Origin of the sequence: Paenibacillus sp. FSL R7-0272 (assembly GCF_037969905.1) — a bacterium.
Classification (GTDB): Bacteria; Bacillota; Bacilli; order Paenibacillales; family Paenibacillaceae; genus Paenibacillus; species Paenibacillus polysaccharolyticus.
This window is the reverse complement of the sequence record NZ_CP150221.1, coordinates 643,073-659,367: the sequence shown is the minus strand read 5'-3', so window position 1 is coordinate 659,367 and position 16,295 is coordinate 643,073. Positions and strand designations below refer to the sequence as shown.

The 16,295-nt window shown below is 44.4% G+C and carries 21 protein-coding genes; 6 read left to right on the top strand and 15 right to left on the bottom strand.

What is annotated here, in order from left to right; all coding sequences use genetic code 11:
- Positions 1-44 precede the first annotated feature (44 nt).
- From MKY23_RS03035 to MKY23_RS03025, 3 genes are read left to right on the top strand one after another with little or no spacing between them, the layout of a single operon-like run.
- Positions 45-386, top strand: a complete 342-nt coding sequence (locus MKY23_RS03035; RefSeq protein ID WP_221787964.1) for a multidrug efflux SMR transporter — start codon at positions 45-47, stop codon at positions 384-386.
- 1 nt (position 387) lies between these two features.
- Positions 388-699, top strand: coding sequence for a multidrug efflux SMR transporter (locus MKY23_RS03030; RefSeq protein ID WP_221787962.1), 312 nt, complete (start codon positions 388-390; stop codon positions 697-699).
- Between the two features lie 13 nt (positions 700-712).
- Entirely contained in the window at positions 713-1,291 is a 579-nt protein-coding gene (locus tag MKY23_RS03025; protein ID WP_221787960.1) for a TetR/AcrR family transcriptional regulator, read from the top strand.
- A 107-nt stretch (positions 1,292-1,398) separates the two neighbouring features.
- On the opposite strand, the gene MKY23_RS03020 is transcribed toward MKY23_RS03025, so the two are convergent.
- From MKY23_RS03020 to MKY23_RS02995, 6 genes are all read right to left on the bottom strand, one after another.
- On the bottom strand, positions 1,399-1,668 hold the full coding sequence (locus tag MKY23_RS03020) for a hypothetical protein (RefSeq protein ID WP_221787958.1): 270 nt from the start codon (positions 1,666-1,668) through the stop codon (positions 1,399-1,401).
- Positions 1,669-2,225: 557 nt separating this feature from the next.
- On the bottom strand, positions 2,226-3,524 hold the full coding sequence (locus MKY23_RS03015) for an ABC transporter permease (protein ID WP_154960584.1): 1,299 nt from the start codon (positions 3,522-3,524) through the stop codon (positions 2,226-2,228).
- The gene (locus MKY23_RS03010; protein WP_090918540.1) at positions 3,517-4,419 is read right to left on the bottom strand and encodes an ATP-binding cassette domain-containing protein; all 903 of its coding nucleotides are present in this window, start codon (positions 4,417-4,419) and stop codon (positions 3,517-3,519) included. Before MKY23_RS03010 ends, MKY23_RS03015 begins: the two co-directional genes overlap by 8 nt.
- 20 nt (positions 4,420-4,439) lie before the next feature.
- Positions 4,440-5,342: an ABC transporter ATP-binding protein gene (locus MKY23_RS03005; protein ID WP_339835136.1), complete on the bottom strand. Its 903-nt coding sequence runs from the start codon at positions 5,340-5,342 to the stop codon at positions 4,440-4,442.
- 12 nt (positions 5,343-5,354) lie between these two features.
- Complete coding sequence (locus tag MKY23_RS03000) at positions 5,355-5,744, bottom strand: GntR family transcriptional regulator (protein ID WP_339835134.1); 390 nt, start codon at positions 5,742-5,744, stop codon at positions 5,355-5,357.
- A 92-nt stretch (positions 5,745-5,836) separates the two neighbouring features.
- Positions 5,837-6,550: a hypothetical protein gene (locus MKY23_RS02995; RefSeq protein WP_090918542.1), complete on the bottom strand. Its 714-nt coding sequence runs from the start codon at positions 6,548-6,550 to the stop codon at positions 5,837-5,839.
- Positions 6,551-6,768: 218 nt separating this feature from the next.
- Between MKY23_RS02995 and MKY23_RS02990 the strand changes: the two genes are divergently transcribed.
- Entirely contained in the window at positions 6,769-7,128 is a 360-nt protein-coding gene (locus MKY23_RS02990) for a hypothetical protein (RefSeq protein ID WP_154960587.1), read from the top strand.
- Positions 7,129-7,261: 133 nt separating this feature from the next.
- Here the strand turns inward: MKY23_RS02990 and MKY23_RS02985 are convergent, their stop codons facing one another.
- From MKY23_RS02985 to MKY23_RS02945, 9 genes are all read right to left on the bottom strand, one after another.
- On the bottom strand, positions 7,262-7,633 hold the full coding sequence (locus tag MKY23_RS02985; protein ID WP_090918546.1) for a hypothetical protein: 372 nt from the start codon (positions 7,631-7,633) through the stop codon (positions 7,262-7,264).
- 80 nt (positions 7,634-7,713) lie between these two features.
- A complete protein-coding gene (locus tag MKY23_RS02980; RefSeq protein ID WP_090918548.1) occupies positions 7,714-8,178 on the bottom strand; it encodes a DUF420 domain-containing protein in 465 nt (154 codons plus the stop codon).
- Between the two features lie 32 nt (positions 8,179-8,210).
- Complete coding sequence (ctaG, locus tag MKY23_RS02975) at positions 8,211-9,143, bottom strand: cytochrome c oxidase assembly factor CtaG (RefSeq protein WP_090918550.1); 933 nt, start codon at positions 9,141-9,143, stop codon at positions 8,211-8,213.
- 171 nt (positions 9,144-9,314) lie between these two features.
- Complete coding sequence (locus MKY23_RS02970; RefSeq protein ID WP_090918552.1) at positions 9,315-9,635, bottom strand: cytochrome C oxidase subunit IV family protein; 321 nt, start codon at positions 9,633-9,635, stop codon at positions 9,315-9,317.
- A gap of 3 nt (positions 9,636-9,638) precedes the next feature.
- Positions 9,639-10,265 (bottom strand): cytochrome (ubi)quinol oxidase subunit III, encoded by a 627-nt coding sequence (locus tag MKY23_RS02965; protein WP_090918554.1) that lies wholly within the window; start codon positions 10,263-10,265, stop codon positions 9,639-9,641.
- The gene (ctaD, locus tag MKY23_RS02960; protein ID WP_339835127.1) at positions 10,262-12,151 is read right to left on the bottom strand and encodes a cytochrome c oxidase subunit I; all 1,890 of its coding nucleotides are present in this window, start codon (positions 12,149-12,151) and stop codon (positions 10,262-10,264) included. The genes MKY23_RS02965 and ctaD overlap by 4 nt, the downstream gene beginning before the upstream one ends.
- A gap of 32 nt (positions 12,152-12,183) precedes the next feature.
- The gene (gene coxB / locus MKY23_RS02955) at positions 12,184-13,236 is read right to left on the bottom strand and encodes a cytochrome c oxidase subunit II (RefSeq protein ID WP_090919014.1); all 1,053 of its coding nucleotides are present in this window, start codon (positions 13,234-13,236) and stop codon (positions 12,184-12,186) included.
- A 566-nt stretch (positions 13,237-13,802) separates the two neighbouring features.
- Positions 13,803-14,558 carry a type I methionyl aminopeptidase gene (gene map / locus MKY23_RS02950; RefSeq protein WP_339835124.1) on the bottom strand — a complete coding sequence of 252 codons (756 nt, stop codon included), beginning with the start codon at positions 14,556-14,558 and terminating at the stop codon, positions 13,803-13,805.
- A gap of 205 nt (positions 14,559-14,763) precedes the next feature.
- Positions 14,764-14,952 (bottom strand): hypothetical protein, encoded by a 189-nt coding sequence (locus MKY23_RS02945; RefSeq protein WP_017690840.1) that lies wholly within the window; start codon positions 14,950-14,952, stop codon positions 14,764-14,766.
- Positions 14,953-15,347: 395 nt separating this feature from the next.
- Between MKY23_RS02945 and MKY23_RS02940 the strand changes: the two genes are divergently transcribed.
- Both MKY23_RS02940 and MKY23_RS02935 read left to right on the top strand, forming a co-directional pair.
- Positions 15,348-15,620: a transposase gene (locus MKY23_RS02940; protein WP_090918561.1), complete on the top strand. Its 273-nt coding sequence runs from the start codon at positions 15,348-15,350 to the stop codon at positions 15,618-15,620.
- Positions 15,621-15,691: 71 nt separating this feature from the next.
- The gene (locus MKY23_RS02935; protein WP_090918563.1) at positions 15,692-16,030 is read left to right on the top strand and encodes a hypothetical protein; all 339 of its coding nucleotides are present in this window, start codon (positions 15,692-15,694) and stop codon (positions 16,028-16,030) included.
- Positions 16,031-16,295: the final 265 nt, after the last annotated feature.

The following is a 16,295-nucleotide window of genomic DNA, read 5'->3' as shown; positions in this document are numbered from 1 at the left end:
GTTAGTTAGATTTTAAGAATTTTATAAACAGAAGGAGAGTTACTATGGCTTGGCTTTATCTTATTATTGGAGGACTTTTAGAGGTCGGTTGGGCGTTAGGTCTGTCGTATTCGGATGGATTCACTAAAATAGGCGTGGTTATACCAACCTTAATACTGATGGCACTTAGTTTTTTTTGCTTCTCCAAAGCCTTAAGTGTTTTGCCCATATCCACAGCTTATGCAGTTTTCACAGGGTTTGGTGCATTTGGAACCGCAGCAGTTGGAATGCTGTTCCTTGGAGATGAAGTGAGTGTACTTAAAATTTTCTTTGTCATTACATTAATCACTTGCATTATGGGTTTAAAATTTATATCCAATAAGCCTGAAAGAGAGGAAGTTAATTAGTATGAGTTGGTTTTTTTTGGTGATTGCAGGCTTGATGGAAGTGGGTGGAGTAATAAGCTTAAAATTCACAGAGGGCTTCTCAAAACTGAAGCCAACCATCCTCTTTATTATTTTTATGCTATCCAGTTTCATCTTTCTATCCGTGTCTTTAAAAGAAGTGCCTCTTAGTATCGGTTACGGCATATGGACTGGTATTGGTGCTTCAGGAAGTGTGCTCTTAGGCATGTTTGTTTTCAAAGAGCCTAGAAACATTAGCAAGCTAATCATGGTTGGTGGTATAATTGTAAGTATTGTAGGCTTAAAACTAGTCTGAGGTGGAGAATTTTTTGAATAAAGGTGAAGTAACGAGAAATAAAATAATAACAAGTGCTCTTCATTTATTCGCAATAAAGGGGTATGAACAAACCTCTATGAGGGAAATTGCCATTGAAGTGGATATCAAAGCTCCTTCACTATACGCCTATTGTTCCAGTAAAGAAGAATTGTTTGGAATTGTATGTGACTATGTTACTAATGATTATATGAATTTTGTACGTGATCAATCAGATGAAATTTCGAGTTTTTCCGTAGAAAAGAAGTTATACACGCTAATGAGATCATTGAATGAATATGTCTACGAGAATGATCTTGGACACTTTATCAATAGATATTTTCTTTTCCCTCCAGATCCATTCAGGGGGACATTTGTTCAACTCTACAAACAGACTGAAGAGGAAATAAAAAAAATTATCGGAAAAGCTATAGACAGTGAACCTGAGAGATTTATACCTGCTAATACAGTTATCGCTTCATTTATGTGTGTTATAGATGGAATGATCTTTCAGATGTTAAACTTTTCTCGTGATGAGTATGAAAACAAATTAGAAGAAACTTGGAAAGTATTTTGGAGAGGAATCCAGAAATAATCTTCAATTAATCCATATGAACTAAGTATAATTTTGTGTAAAACATAAAAAGCATAACTGATACCATCAGTTACGCTTTTTATACTTTTAATGCTAACTTTCCTTTTCTAACTAAGGCTATGCTCATCATTTTTAAGATCCACTGAACTCTTTAACAGGGTTTCTACTCTTTCTAGGAATATGATAACATCTCCTACAAAGATTGAACCTGATTTGATTCTAAGCAAAAATATTAATGTAAGCTCTCTTATTTCTTTTAAAGCAAGATCCTTTTTATTTCTCTTGGAAAACTTAATTATGTAATGCAAATCAATATTTAATTTACTTATCTTCACAAAACGATCATTGCCGTTTGCTGTTTTCAAATCCCTCATCATACTTAAGATAACACCTATCGAACAATAAATCTCTATGAGTTTCCTTGATCTTCTCTTCTCCCACTTCTCTCTATAATTCTGTCCTATAGTACTCTCTTTTTTAAAACTGATCCCCTAGTTTCGAATTATTCATTGAATTCCCTCACTTTAAAGTTTGAAATGTTTCTGAAAGAACACAGATGGTGAGCTAGATCTCACTCATAAATGTTTACTTCTCTCACAGTCCAGTCTTTACAACAAAAACTTCAACCCCAGATGGACGAATATTCCTATTCACACAAAAAAACCCTCCTATATCCAGTGCTTGAGTCCATTGTAACATGGACTCTTTTTCCACTGTCTACCATAAGGAGGGAATATTGAGTTATAACAAATTAAAGGTCGAGAATTTAATGAATTATTCAAAATCAACAAAAACGACATAATACTATAAAGCTAATTTCGCTCTGCATTTACGGAGGTTCTGTTGAAAAATCTTGATTTATCAAGGGAAAACGACATTTTAAATTAAAGTTATCGACATTTTATTTTAAAGTTAACAATCTTCGTTTGAAATATTAAATCTTGTACGCCTTCATCGCTTTAAACAACTCTTTGAAGGTTGGACGTTTGCCGTACATCAGTACGCCCGTGCGATAGATTTTAGCTGCGAGCCAGCCAAAGACCAGAATGGATACAGCCAGAATGGCAAGAGACGTCAGAATCTCCCAGGTCGGTGCAACGCCTGCCCCGATCCGTACAAGAATCGCTGTTGGCGAGGTGAACGGAATGAAGCTTGCAACTTTGAGCAATAAAATATTCGGTGCAGAGATGCTGAAGAGTGCAATATAGAATGATACCAGGGACAGCATCGTGATTGGCAGAACTGCTTGCCCCAGCTCTTCCGTACGGCTGACCATTGAACCAACGGCTGCGAACAGCACTGCGTACAGGAAGTAACCCAGGATATAGAAGATCAATCCATATACAATTACAGCGATATTAATGTCGCTAACACTTAAATTGAAATCATCCAGTACTGCGCGGTTGTGCGGTAATAGAATATTCCCCGCAATAACTGCGCCGAAGATTCCGATCTGTAACATACCTACCATGAAGATACCGATGATTTTACCAAACATTTGACTGAGTGGAGATACACTCGTAATCAAAATTTCCATGATTCTTGAGCTTTTCTCAGCAGTAATCTCAGAAGCAATCATATTACCTGTCATCATCGTAGATGTGAACAGCAAGATGATTAACAAGTACACAACGATATAGTTGATCGGACTCATTGATTTTTCCGCACCAGCTCCAGCCTCACCATCATCGGCGCTTAGACTCTCTGCAGTCAGCTTCACAGGTGTTGTAATCAACGCCTTCTGTTCAGGTGTCAGTACATCCTTGACTACGACATCCAGCTTCACACTTTGCAGAGCAGATTCAATAGCCGTAGTGATCTGAGGTGAAATGTCATCTGTGGAATACAACACAGGCTTCGGAAACTCCTGCCCTGTTACCGTTTCAAGTTTCAAATAACCATCAATCAGGCCTGCCTTCGCATCTTCCTGTAATGCAGCTTCGTCTTTATCACCACTCACGATGAAACGATACGCCTGATTTCCCTGAGCAGATGAGAAGTCTTCCAGCTTCTGTGCTACATCCTGCTGTTCCGTTGTCAGAAGACCTATGTTGACAGGATTTTTACCGGAAGCTCCGCCGCCGATTGGTCCGCCATTGAATAAAGTAATGAAATATGGAACATTGAGTCCAATCGAAATTAAAAGTGCAAGTACAATGGTAGTAACCATAAATGACTTCGTTTTTACTTTGTTTTTGAACGTGAAACCTGTAATTGTGCCCATTTTATTCATTCGACTCACCTACCTCACGAATAAAGATTTGGTTAAGCGTTGGTTCCTTGATCTCAAAATGCTCCACGGTGGTCTGTGCCATTGCCGTTTTCAAAATCTCCTGAGCGGCTGCAACCTCACTGACCTGAATCTGATATCCACGTTCGTTTTGCTCCACTCGTTTCACACCTGCCAGCTGCTCAAGTCCTTCTACCTGTCCAAGAGTACTGAGGTAAACTTGCTCACGCGGATAACGGCTCTTAATCTCCTTAATCTCACCTTGCACTACCGTGTTAGAACGATGAAGTATCGTGATCTGACGACACAATTCCTCGACATGTTCCATCCGGTGTGTAGAGAACAAGATGGCTGTACCTTCATCACGCAATTCTTTAACCGTTGATTTAAGCAACTCTACGTTAACTGGATCAAGTCCACTAAACGCTTCATCCAGAATGAGAATCTGCGGTCTATGTACCACCGCGGCTATAAAGCCCATTTTCTGCTGGTTTCCTTTGGATAATTCCTCGATTTTTTTATCATAATACTCCGGCACTTCGAAACGCTTCAGCCAGTACTTCAGACTCTCATCGGCATCCTTGGCTTTCATTCCGCGAAGGCGTGCCAGGTAATTAATCTGTTCGCTAACTTTTACCTTGGGATACAATCCGCGTTCTTCGGGCAAATATCCCATAATCTGTTGCAGCTCTGTATTATATGGCTTCCCGTTGTACAGAATGTTACCACCATCCGGGTGGATTAGACCGAGCACCATGCGCATCGTTGTTGTTTTACCGGCGCCGTTCGCTCCAAGCAATCCGTAAATCTCGCCCTCTTTTACATTAAGCGTAACTCCATTGACAGCTGTTTTGTCTGCGTACTGTTTGACGACTTGCTTTAGTTCCAATCGGTTCATTCAGAATCGTCTCCCTTCGGTTATCTCCACTGTACGGGTGCATACCCGGCAATCCAATATTCAAGCACTTCTCCCAGTTCCAAATTGCGAATTTTGAGCACCCGGTGATTGGATAACTCCAACCTCTCCTGCGCTTCGCTCACCCGGGTTGTAATCACACGGATCAGACCATTCTCTTCCTGAAAAGATTCAACTACACCAGGAATATTCTCGGGCCGCAAATCCCCTTCGTACCAGATCTCCTTCCACTGCTCAAGCACTAGGTCTTTCTCTGCCATACCCAGAACCTGCCCGCGGTGCATCAGCACGATGTAATCTGCCAGCCGCTTCACTTCATCTGCAATATGCGTGGCAATCAGAATGGTTGTGTCTCCACCTTCCATATAATGACGGAACTGCTCCACCATTACCTTCCAAGCAAAAGGATCAAGACCGGACGAAGGTTCATCCAGAAGAAGCAGTTTAGGACGAGCAGCAAGTGCTGCGGCTATTTCAAACTTCCTTCGTTCTCCCTTGGACATCTTGGTCAGCTTCACATCACTTGGCACGTCCATGTCTGTTATAAGCTGTTTGAACAGCTTCATATCCCACCTTGGGTACCAATGTGATCTGAAATCGGCTGCCTCTTGCGGCGTCATCCGATTCTCTTCAATACCACTGTTATCTGCCACAAAGCCAATCTGTTGTCTCAGCTCAATCGGAAGTATCCCCGAATGCTTCTCCTGTCCAAACCATATGATCTCACCACTATCCGGTAGTACAATTTGTTGCAACATGTTAAGCAATGTGCTTTTGCCAGAGCCGTTATGCCCCAGAATGGCAACCACATATCCTTCCGGAATCGTGAGATCAATCGGCCCAATAACCCTGCGTTTACGCATCTTGGATACACCATTTAATTGAACGGCTATAGGTTCCACCATACCTCCCCCTCCTTACTTCGAATAATTTACTCTTAGGGCTTCCCGGAACAAAACTTCCATTTCCTCTTCTGTACACCCCACAGCTTTACCCGACTGTACCGCAGCTTGCATTGCTTCCTCTGCTGCCTTCAGCCTGTAGTTTTCTCTTTCTCCTGCCTCAACCTGAGCCACAAATGTTCCTGTCCCCTGCTTCGTGCGAAGCAGGCCTTCATTTTCCAGATCCTGATAGACCCGTCTAACCGTAATCACACTGCAATTCAGTGCGCCGGCAAATTCACGAATGGACGGCAAATGTGTCCCCTCCCCCAGTTGACCCGTTATAATTAACGACCTTAATTGATTCTCAATCTGGTGATACAAAGGTTCAGCGCTATTCTCATTTATTTGAATGGGTATCTTCACATCTTGCACCTCGCCCTCCGGTACACTTCATTCACTTACCTGAACGTGCCGGTTTCATCCTATATTCTTTTTATCAATAATTCTGCTGCCTTCTAACTAAGATCTCTCACAGCAAGCTTCTTCAACGTCAATCGACTGAATCCCCATAATGTTGCCAAACCTGCTACCACCGCAATCCACATGATCGGAGATAACAAGCCCCACAGTTTACTGTAGTGTATTACATACCAGAATCCATAATTACCCGAGAGGCGGATCAGAACAGCTATCACAACGGCCATCGGTAAGAACATGGAGCTAAGCATCAAATATTTTTTACCACTGAAGAGAAACTCTCCGTAAATATATAATCCCGTAATCAGGAGTCCATATCCTGTGCAACTCAGCGCAAAGGCTAAATACTGATCCCATGTGAAGCCTTCCGTGTGTAATCTGACTGCATATAATGATCCGTAGAAGAAAAAACCATTATATGCGAATGCAATCAGCGATTGTTGCAGTCTTGACCACATCACAGTTTCATTCGGAATCGGGAGCCTTCGATAAAAGGCAAGCAACTGTGTGTAGGAATCTTCTTGTATGTAGCGGAAGGAACGTCTGCTGAAAAGAAATCCTAGGAACGGAAGCATAATGAGAAAAAACGCATCTACTACCGGGTTAATAAAATTACTCTGTTGCTGCCCAATCAGCATCACGCCGCTCATACTGCCTGTGTAGATCATAAATATGGCAGACCATAACCACTGCAGCTTATCCTTACTATAATCGTTACGGGTTAGCCACCACGCTTGCTTCCATGCATCCATATATCTGTGCCTGCCTTTCAACTGTCTTCCTTCATCTGGTTGACTGTGCTTTTGTTTTGATCACTGTGTCTAGTGTGTATATCAATATACACAGTATACAGACCTATTGCATGTCCCGTCAACCCTTTTTTTCCTGAATCAGGAAAGCAGGATGGGAAAAGAATCCATTCTGCGATAAGATATACACAGCGATTTTAGTTGAGAGGAATGATCACCCTATGGGATGGCTTATTGAGCCCATACTTGTATTTGGTTTTATCCTTGCGATGATCTGGCTCATCATTCGAAGTGAGCCAGGTCGGGTTAAGAGCAAAAGTGACAGCAAAAGGCATTCCAGACAGTCCAGACAACATCATCATTCGTCTAGCTCGGCTACGTCTTCTTCTATGATGACCTCTGACTTTTCGACGGACTCGCATACCAGGTCCACTCACGACCACCGACTCCATCACGATCACAAACATCACGATATAGATTCTTCTTCGGGCTCTCATCATCATTCGAGCAGTGATCACGGAAGCAGCGACAGCGGTGGGGATAGTGGCGGAGGCGGAGATAGCGGTGGCGGCGGAGACTAACAGCCTCTGCTCTACCTCAAGAGAAAAGAGCTGTACCCCACACTGTGAATCAGTCACAGAAGGGCACAGCTCTTTTTTCTTTTTCTTTTTCTTTTTCTTTTCCGGTCACCTGATAGCAGAAGAGGCTCATGTTTTACACGAGGTTGTAGCCTGTTGGCAAGCTGCGGTTTCTACGGATGGCGCGAATCTCAGCCAGAGTGAGACGCTGATTGGTGGAGATCAACGACTCTACATCTTCGCCGCGGATCAAGTCATCCAAATCTCTCAGATTGGTGTTTCCACGATAGACACGGAAGCCTCCCTGGAAGTTTGGCCGCGTAAACAGCACAAGTGTTGCATTCGAACTCGTTGAAAAGAAGCGCAGGCTCTCAACCCCGTCCAAAATATTGTCCAGGTTGCGAAGTCCAGTGTTACCACGATAAATGCGGCTTCTTCCTCTGTAGTTCTCTTCGGAATACACGGTAAGACGAGGATACGTCTGACTGATGCTGACTGTTTTTTTCATTTTGGTTCCCTCCTCTCAAACTCATTCTATGAATGAATAAGAGAGATGGTATGGACTAATCATCTGCGAGATTCATCCATTTAAGCGCCGAGGATAACTTCCCATACCGGACTTGTGTGTCCCCCCGGATAGAGCAGATATAACAACACATATACCACCGTACCTGTTAGTGCGGAGCCAAACCAGATGATGGAGGTAAATTTCCCCCAACGGCGATGTTTTCCAAAATTCTTTTTGAAGCCAAGTACCAGTGTCGAGATACCAAATACAGCGGCAACCGTGGCCAGAATAATATGAAAGATCAGAAAGATGCGGTAAAAGATCTCCATATCCGGGTCTCCGCCCCAAGCCGTATTACCAACAAATACAGTGCGGGACATGTAGATTACAAAAAAGATTAGAGCTGCGATCGCTCCCGCTACCATAGCAGACTGGTGTGCCTCACGTTTACCACGAATAATTAAAGCCCAGCCAATCGCCACAAGTATCGCACTAAGCACAATGAACGAAGTACTGATTGTAGGCAGCCAAAAATACATATCCATCGTGTGTTCCCCCTTTTGTCGTCACATTAAACTCACGATTTGGCGGCCGGATTGAGCGGCCCCTGCTCTTTACCGCCACCAGCAGGCGAGAGATCATCATCCTCTTCCTGTCTCTCTTTCCGATACCATTGAGAAAACACATAAGCCAGCATAGACACAAAGATGCCCTCCTGGATAAACTTCATAAGAATCCCACCCACCTGCTGATCCTCCTTCGTGGAAGACAGAACATTAAAGAACGCCGGCCCTCCGAAAGAACGGAGAATCGCAGAAGAGTCGCCCGTTACGCAATACCTCATCGCTTCAGCCCATACAGCCGGATTGCTATAAGTCTGATACAGCGGTTCAGAAGCAAAAATAATTAATCCACATGCAGGCGTCAACAGCACCATGTTCAAAAAGATAAATCCAACCTTGGACAAACCTGAAGCTTGTCTACCCTCTGGCAGAGGGTTAAGTAACGTCCACCACATCAGCATAGATGTGATAAAAAGTACAATATAATACAACCGGTGAACGGTAAAATTCAACATGACATAATCATGCACAACGGGCAGATGATATAAGGAAAACAGTCCGTTGAACAACACTGCCGCTACAATGGGATGCGCCAGGAAGGAAAGCTTGCGAGTAGGCAGCCAGCGCACAATACCGCGCCATACCCAAGTCGGCAAACCTTTCATCATCAATGGCGGAGCAACAAGGTAGGATAATGCCATGCTCACCATGTGGAAGCTGAACATTACATGACCCAGTAGATTGAAGGGACCCGCTTGTGCCAGATATAGAGCGAACAGACCTGCCAGAAACATGATTTTCTGTCCGGTAGTTGCTGGCTCTGCGCCCTGTACTTTCTCGCTGAACGGACCCACTAATACGAGATAAGCTGCCGCAATAATCAAAAATAAAGCAAGAATAAGCGGACTCCATAAGTCGTCAAAACTAAAATATTGCAACCCGAGCATACGGGAAACCTCCCCGTGACCTGTTTTGGTGAACATTTATTTCACTTACCACGATGTCATACTCTCTTGATGACAGTACATTGGAACGATCCAGAGATGCAAACCTCCATCATTCATCATTCACTCGTATAAAAGGGGAAAAGACGGCGGCATTCGCCGCCGCCATCTCTCTTACCACCAGACCCAGAAGAGGGCCATAATAATACATGTAAAGGCTACAAAAAATCCAAAGGCCATAAATAGTATTGGCATCAAGTGGCCTTTGTCCTTCAAGTGCATCCAGTAACCAAGTTGCACAAATACCTGCAGAATGGCCATGACAACCATAATAATAATGGTGAAGGTTGTGTTAACCCCTCCGGCTGCAGCAGCTGCAAAGGCAATCAACGTGAGTATAATGGAGAAAATAAACACGACGACATGCTTCGAAGGCCCTTCCGCACGGTGACGGTGCTTCACCGGCTGTTGATCACTTTGATCCTGAGCGGACATGTGTTACCCCACCTTTCCGAGCAGGTACACGACCGTAAAGATGAACACCCACACAACGTCGATGAAGTGCCAGTACATGGCTGAGACATAGACTTTCGGTGCGGTTACGACCGTTAATCCTTTTTTGAACAGTTGCCCGATAATGATTCCGATCCACACAATACCGAATGCAACGTGGGCTCCGTGGAACCCGACCAGCGTGTAGAATGCCGAACTGAAGGCGCTCGTGGTCATGCCAAACTCTTTATGTTTCACGTACTCGTAGAACTCGTAAATCTCCAGACCAAGGAATCCCAGACCTAGAACAACTGTGATCCCCAGCCACAAAGCCAGTGAATTTCGGTTCCCTTTGTGCATCGCCTGAATGGCGAATACACTCGTCAAGCTGCTGACTAAGAGGATGAAGGTTGCTGCTGCCACAAGCGGCAGATGGAACAGTTCATTCGCTGTAGGTCCATCATTGGTCTGCCCGCGAAGTGCGAGGAAGGTCGCGAAGAGTGTACCAAACAGTACCGTCTCACCGCCAAGGAACAGCCAGAAGCCAATCAGCTTGTTGCGTCCTTCCAGCGTTGCCTTCTCTGGTTCGTGCGGCAGTTTGCCGTTTACCGGCTCGGCATGTGAGGTTGTCATGTTCTCGCCCCCTTCTCGTCCTGATCCTCGGGTTCAATGTGCCAGCCGTGATCGTCATATAATGAGCGCAGTGCCATCGCACCAAATGTAATGAGAAGACCGATAATAAGCACAATATAATTATTGAAAATGAAATTCATGAATTCCAATTCGAATTTGTCTTTGCTGAACATTAATCCAAGTCCGGCGATAAAAATACCTACCGACATAACAAACGGCAATGGTGTAGCAGATGGCATATGAATGGAACCTACCGGCTCCGCCGGAGTCATCTCCTTGTTGCCTGCCATCTTCTCTTTCCAATATGCATCGATACCACGCACCAGTGGTGTTTGTTTGAAGTTGTACTCTGGCGGCGGCGATGGAATCGTCCACTCCAGTGTACGGCCGTCTTCCCACGGATCGTTCGGTGCATCGATTGGTTTCTTTGTCGTGATGACGATGTTCACCAGGAAGATAATGACCCCTACGCCCATAAGGAACGCCCCGATGGAGCTAACCAGGTTAAGCAGGTCAAAATCCTGATTCGGCAAGTATGTAACAATCCGGCGTTGCATCCCCATCAGACCGAGGAAATGCTGTACGAAGAAGGTCAGCTGGAACCCGATCATAAATGTCCAGAATGTCCACTTCCCGAGTGACTCACTTAGAATACGACCAAACATCTTCGGCCACCAGTAATGAAGTCCGGAGAATAATCCGAGTACCAGTCCGCCCACAATAACATAGTGGAAGTGAGCTACAACAAAGTACGTGTCATGGAACTGGAAGTCTGCCGGTGCAGAAGCCAGCATGACACCGGTAACCCCACCCATGACGAAGGTTGGTACAAATCCGACAGCAAAGAGATTGGCCGCCGTAAAGCGAATCTGTCCGCCCCACATCGTAAAGAGCCAGTTGAAGATTTTGATCCCTGTTGGTACAGCAATCAGCATCGTTGAGATCGAGAATAACGCGTTGGCCACGTTACCCAGACCTGTCGTAAACATGTGATGCGCCCATACCATGAAGCCCAAGAAGGCAATCAGAATGGTGGCAAATACCATGGAGCTATATCCAAACAACCGCTTACGCGAGAAGGTTGGAATAACCTCCGAGATAATGCCGAATGCCGGCAAGATCAGAATGTAAACTTCCGGGTGTCCGAAAATCCAGAAGATATGTTGCCAGAGCACGGGGTTACCGCCACCTGCAACATCGAAGAAATTCGCACCGAGAATACGGTCAAACGTCAATAATACAAGGCCCACCGTGATGGCAGGAAAAGCAAACAGGATAATGGCTGATGTAATAAACGTGGTCCAGGTAAACATCGGCATCCGCATATAGGACATGCCTGGCGCACGCATGGTGATAATGGTAGCCAGGAAGTTAATGCCCCCGATGAGTGTACCCAGACCGGCGATCTGAAGACCGATCGTATAGAAGTCTACACCGTGTGTTCCGCTATACTCCGAACCGGAGAGAGGTGTATATGATGTCCACCCTGCGTCCGGCGCGCCTCCCATGATCCAGCTCAGATTAAGTAACAAACCACCGAACAAAAATGTCCAGAAGCCTAGAGCGTTAACAAAAGGGAAAGCTACGTCACGTGCCCCGATCTGCAAAGGGACCACCGCATTCATAATGGCAAAAATAATCGGCATGACACCAAGGAAAATCATCGTAGTTCCATGCATCGTAATCAATTCATTAAACACTTGCGCCGATACAAAATCGTTCATCGGCTTCATCAGTTGAATCCGGATCAAAATGGCTTCGATACCGCCAATGCCGAAGAAAAGTCCGCCTGCAACCAAGTAAAGAACGGCGATTTTTTTGTGATCGACGGTGGTGATCCAGTCCATCAAGCCCTTGTACCGCTTGACGCTATGCGCATGAGCCAAGGTTGTGTACCCCCTTCTTCATCCTTGCTGTTCTATTCGTAGTCCAATTTGTAATTGGCCAAATATTCGGCAATTCCGTCGATTTCTTCATCCGTCAGTCCCAGACTCTTCGGACTTGGCATCGTATTGCCCGGCTTCACCGCTTGTGGATCATGAAGCCACTCTTTCATGTTATCCAGTACCGGTTTACCTTCTTCCTGACCTTCACGTTGATTCAGCAAAATACCTGCAACGGATTCCTTGCCACCAATACCTGTAAGGTTAGGTGCAACAGGTCCGCCCTGATCGCCTACAGCGTGGCAAGACAGGCAGTTCGTTTTGAATTTCTCAGCAAGCTGTGTGTCCTCAGGAAGAACAGCTGGCGCTTTCATCGCGTTAACCCAGCGGTCAAAGGACTCCTGGCTAACAGCCTTAACTTTGAATTCCATGAAAGCATGAGATCTACCGCATAACTCAGCACATTTACCACGGTAAACGCCTTCATTTGGAGCAGAGAAGCTGAATTTGTTCAGTGTTCCATCCGGGTTTGTGTCCATTTTGCCCGCAAGTGACGGCACCCAGAAGGAATGAAGCACGTCCGCGGTTTTCAATTCGAATGCAATTTTCTTTCCGGTCGGGATGATGAGGTCTTGAGCGGTGGTTATGTCATACTGAGGATAAGTGAATTCCCACCAATACTGATGTGAGGTTACCTGGACCTTAACTGCGTTTTTGTCGTTGGACAGATCTTCCCCTTGGGCGAAAATCGTCTGAACTGTTGGTACAGCCAAAATAATGACCAGCAATAGAGGAATGGCTGTCCATATTACTTCCAGCTTGAAATTGCCTTCAACCTGTTCGGGTACTTCGTTCTGCCCGGCTCGTCTGCGAAACTTAATCAGGACATAGGCAGCAATTGCAAATACAATGATGAGCACCACGATCATAATCGCAATAGACAGCTTCATCAGATCATATTGGCCTTGCGCCACAGGACCCTGAGGTTTCATTACTGACAAGTCTTCCCGCCCGCATGCGGATAGCAGCAAAGAGAACACCGCCAGCAAGGGGAGAATTCGCTTTGCAACCTGCCACTGTTTCATCATTGATCTACCCCACTTTTTTACGTTTTCGTAGATTACGTTGTCGTCGGTACAAAAGCAACACATGTACGTTTCAGCACGATACACATAATCCTCTTCATCATATAGGATGCTTACAAAAATAACGCTTCCAGTACTCCCGTCATTTCCTGTCCAGGGCATGTCTGCGCATTCTTCCAATTCATTCTATATGCTTCAATCACTTATTAAATATAAGTTGAGGGTATGATTTTGTCAATCTTTGGACACATGTTCACAAATTGTTCACTTTATGTATAAAACCGCATCACAACTTGGTTTGAAAACGATTTCACTTAAAAGTATTACAATTAACCACTGAAAAATTTTGCCAAATTTCGGTGATGATATCAGATTTCTTGGCGACTTTTATCACAATAAAAACATGCAATATTATGCAAAAAGATTCTTCGCCTTTTCAGGAAACTATTACCACACCAACTGGAAATGGACGATTCTGCCCCATGGATCTTCGAGTCGATATTTGCATGGAGCATTCACGCCAGCTTTACAGCATTTCAATTATTCAATTATAGAGGGAAAATTTTCGTTTAAGTTCCATCCGTTAGGATCAACGGCCCATCCTTGGTAATAGCTACGGTATGTTCATACTGTACTCCCCAGCTTTCATCCAGCGTTCGGACTGTCCAGCCATCCTCATCCCACACCACAGCCCCGGAGCTACCCTTCGTGAATATGGGTTCAATGGTTATGACCATACCTTCAGTAAGCATCATTCCTGTTTTTCGTTTTCCATAAGGCAGTACATTCGGTGGCTCATGGATATATTGCCCTATGCCATGGCCGATAAGCGGTTTAACGATTCCATATCGGTACAATCGTGCCGTTCGTTCAATTGCGCTACCAATGTCTCCAAGTGTATTCCCTGGAACGGCCTGTGCTATCGCCTTATAAAGCGCCTTTTCCGTACGTTTCATAAGCCGACGAATAGATCTGCTCGGTTCATCTATGGCATATGTCCAGGCCGAATCAGCAAGCCAACCGTCTTTGTTTACTACCATATCAATCGTCACGACATCTCCACTTGCAAGTGCCTGGCTCCCAGGAAACCCATGACAGACCACATCGTTGACGGAAGCACATGTAGCATAGGGATAACCTTTATACCCTTTCTGCTCAGGTGTGGCTCCATGATCCGCGAGAAAGGCTTCAACGTGCTCGTTAATCTCCGCTGTTGTGGTGCCTGGAACCATGTACTGTTCAATATGTTGATGGCATTCTTTTAATATCCGTCCCGCTTCTTGCATGTAGCCAATCTCTTCTCTGGTTTTCAATATAGGGTCCACATGCCTTCATCCTTCCTGCTGTAGGTATACTTCCATGTATATGCAGGCAATTCAGAACAAAGCCCCTAAAGTGACACCAAATCCAAGATAATATAGATACATGCTAATTGACTCCACAAACGCAAAAAAAACCGTCTGCCGGAGCCAAGGCCCGAGAGACGGTTCTATTCATATTGGAACAGTATAATCAGAAGTTGGTGTTGTTTCAGGATACGGAAGAATCCATCTTGACAAGTTCATGCTCAACGACAGAAGTCAATTCTTCCTCATATCCACCCGTAATCCGGTATTTTCTCACATACTCCTTCACGAATTTTTTTGGATCTTTAGGACGGAAAATCCGAGTCATTTCCCTCAAACTTTCTTTGACCTCATTGTGACCTTTCGTTGCCATTGTAATTCCCTCCCAAAACGTTGAAAGTGAATGCTCCGTTTAGAGAACGCCGAATAAGTCTTAAATGCCATTCATGAAGTTGTGTGCGCGGCTTAAAGCAAGCTTTAGGTCGGGAACCTCGCCGAATAGCAAGTACCTGACACTATAAATACCCGATATGATTCAGGTTGAATCATAATCTTATTGTATCATATTCGGAACCTCGTTACGACTTGACGATTTTTCCTAATATATATAACGGTTTTACTGCCCAAAAAGTTTAATTCCGAATCATATTTTATAAAATGTTTATTCTATACGGATTAATCTATCCAGCATAACCCGCAACTATTCGGGGGATATTATCTTGGATCACCAAATTAGTTAACTATATGGAATTAAAAGGAGGACCTGTTATGGAACGAAAAGAACAGGATATGTTACCCCTTTCGCATGAAAAGGTTGAGGTCGACGGCGTTTATGTCAATGAAGCCGGGCAGGAAGAGCACCTTCACCGGGGGCAAGAGTTTCCTGCCGACCTCGTACTCGGCAAGACCGAATGGAAGCTGACAGAGTATGCATTCGATAATCATCATGAAGGAAAAACAGATGAGCGTCTGGTGCCGAAGGAAGATGATGAAGATAAAAAAGGGAAAATAACCAGTCCTCGCAGACAGATTCAAACTTAAACCATTCATCGGTTCAGTTCTGTCCACCTCCTACATAGCCTATATAAAAAGGACAAAGGAGGCTGGGCCGAATGTCCCCCATGAAATCGTCCAGCGGTCTGGATGAAAATATAGCCGGCATGTTGTGTTATTTATTCACGTTTGTAGGCGGCATCATCTTTCTAGCCGTGGAGAAGCGCAGCCGATTTGTGTTGTTCCATGCTCTTCAATCCGTGACGGTTTTCGGACTGATTATGGTTGGGCATGTACTGTCGGCCTTTCTCCCACTGTTTGGTCCACTTGTAGCTTCACTGTTATCCCTGCTAGGTGTAATCGTATGGCTCCTGACCGTCGTTACAAGTCTGCAAGGAAAATGGCTTAAGCTACCTTGGGTTGGTGATTTTGCCGAGAAGCAGATGCGGCACCTATAATATCGTATCGTGCAATAACAAGCAAACACCGAAACAATGGTTTGTGCTGAACCCATTGTTTCGGTGTTTGCTGTGCGTAAATTATGTTAACTGTCCAAAATAAAGGTTAACTTATACTTCATCGCATTGATATTTTATAACATGAATAATATAAGAAATAAATCATTCATATGCTGAGTCAACATGCTTTATGACGTGAATCATTCATCATGTACGCTTTACATAATAACCCTTCTGACCAAGCATCAGGCTAAAAGGAACAGCG

What these genes read in the sequence shown, in the direction of transcription:
- MKY23_RS03030 (WP_221787962.1), top strand. Translation starts at nt 388, where the DNA reads ATGAGTTGGTTTTTTTTGGTGATTGCAGGCTTGATGGAAGTGGGTGGA.
- MKY23_RS03035 (WP_221787964.1), top strand. Translation starts at nt 45, where the DNA reads ATGGCTTGGCTTTATCTTATTATTGGAGGACTTTTAGAGGTCGGTTGG.
- MKY23_RS02935 (WP_090918563.1), top strand. Translation starts at nt 15,692, where the DNA reads ATGTCCCCCATGAAATCGTCCAGCGGTCTGGATGAAAATATAGCCGGC.
- MKY23_RS03010 (WP_090918540.1), bottom strand. Translation starts at nt 4,419, where the DNA reads ATGAACCGATTGGAACTAAAGCAAGTCGTCAAACAGTACGCAGACAAA.
- MKY23_RS02965 (WP_090918554.1), bottom strand. Translation starts at nt 10,265, where the DNA reads ATGACAACCTCACATGCCGAGCCGGTAAACGGCAAACTGCCGCACGAA.
- MKY23_RS03015 (WP_154960584.1), bottom strand. Translation starts at nt 3,524, where the DNA reads ATGAATAAAATGGGCACAATTACAGGTTTCACGTTCAAAAACAAAGTA.
- coxB (WP_090919014.1), bottom strand. Translation starts at nt 13,236, where the DNA reads ATGATGAAACAGTGGCAGGTTGCAAAGCGAATTCTCCCCTTGCTGGCG.
- MKY23_RS03005 (WP_339835136.1), bottom strand. Translation starts at nt 5,342, where the DNA reads ATGGTGGAACCTATAGCCGTTCAATTAAATGGTGTATCCAAGATGCGT.
- MKY23_RS02970 (WP_090918552.1), bottom strand. Translation starts at nt 9,635, where the DNA reads ATGTCCGCTCAGGATCAAAGTGATCAACAGCCGGTGAAGCACCGTCAC.
- MKY23_RS02980 (WP_090918548.1), bottom strand. Translation starts at nt 8,178, where the DNA reads ATGGATATGTATTTTTGGCTGCCTACAATCAGTACTTCGTTCATTGTG.
- MKY23_RS02940 (WP_090918561.1), top strand. Translation starts at nt 15,348, where the DNA reads ATGGAACGAAAAGAACAGGATATGTTACCCCTTTCGCATGAAAAGGTT.
- ctaG (WP_090918550.1), bottom strand. Translation starts at nt 9,143, where the DNA reads ATGCTCGGGTTGCAATATTTTAGTTTTGACGACTTATGGAGTCCGCTT.
- MKY23_RS02995 (WP_090918542.1), bottom strand. Translation starts at nt 6,550, where the DNA reads ATGGATGCATGGAAGCAAGCGTGGTGGCTAACCCGTAACGATTATAGT.
- MKY23_RS02990 (WP_154960587.1), top strand. Translation starts at nt 6,769, where the DNA reads ATGGGATGGCTTATTGAGCCCATACTTGTATTTGGTTTTATCCTTGCG.
- MKY23_RS02985 (WP_090918546.1), bottom strand. Translation starts at nt 7,633, where the DNA reads ATGAAAAAAACAGTCAGCATCAGTCAGACGTATCCTCGTCTTACCGTG.
- MKY23_RS03020 (WP_221787958.1), bottom strand. Translation starts at nt 1,668, where the DNA reads ATGATGAGGGATTTGAAAACAGCAAACGGCAATGATCGTTTTGTGAAG.
- MKY23_RS02945 (WP_017690840.1), bottom strand. Translation starts at nt 14,952, where the DNA reads ATGGCAACGAAAGGTCACAATGAGGTCAAAGAAAGTTTGAGGGAAATG.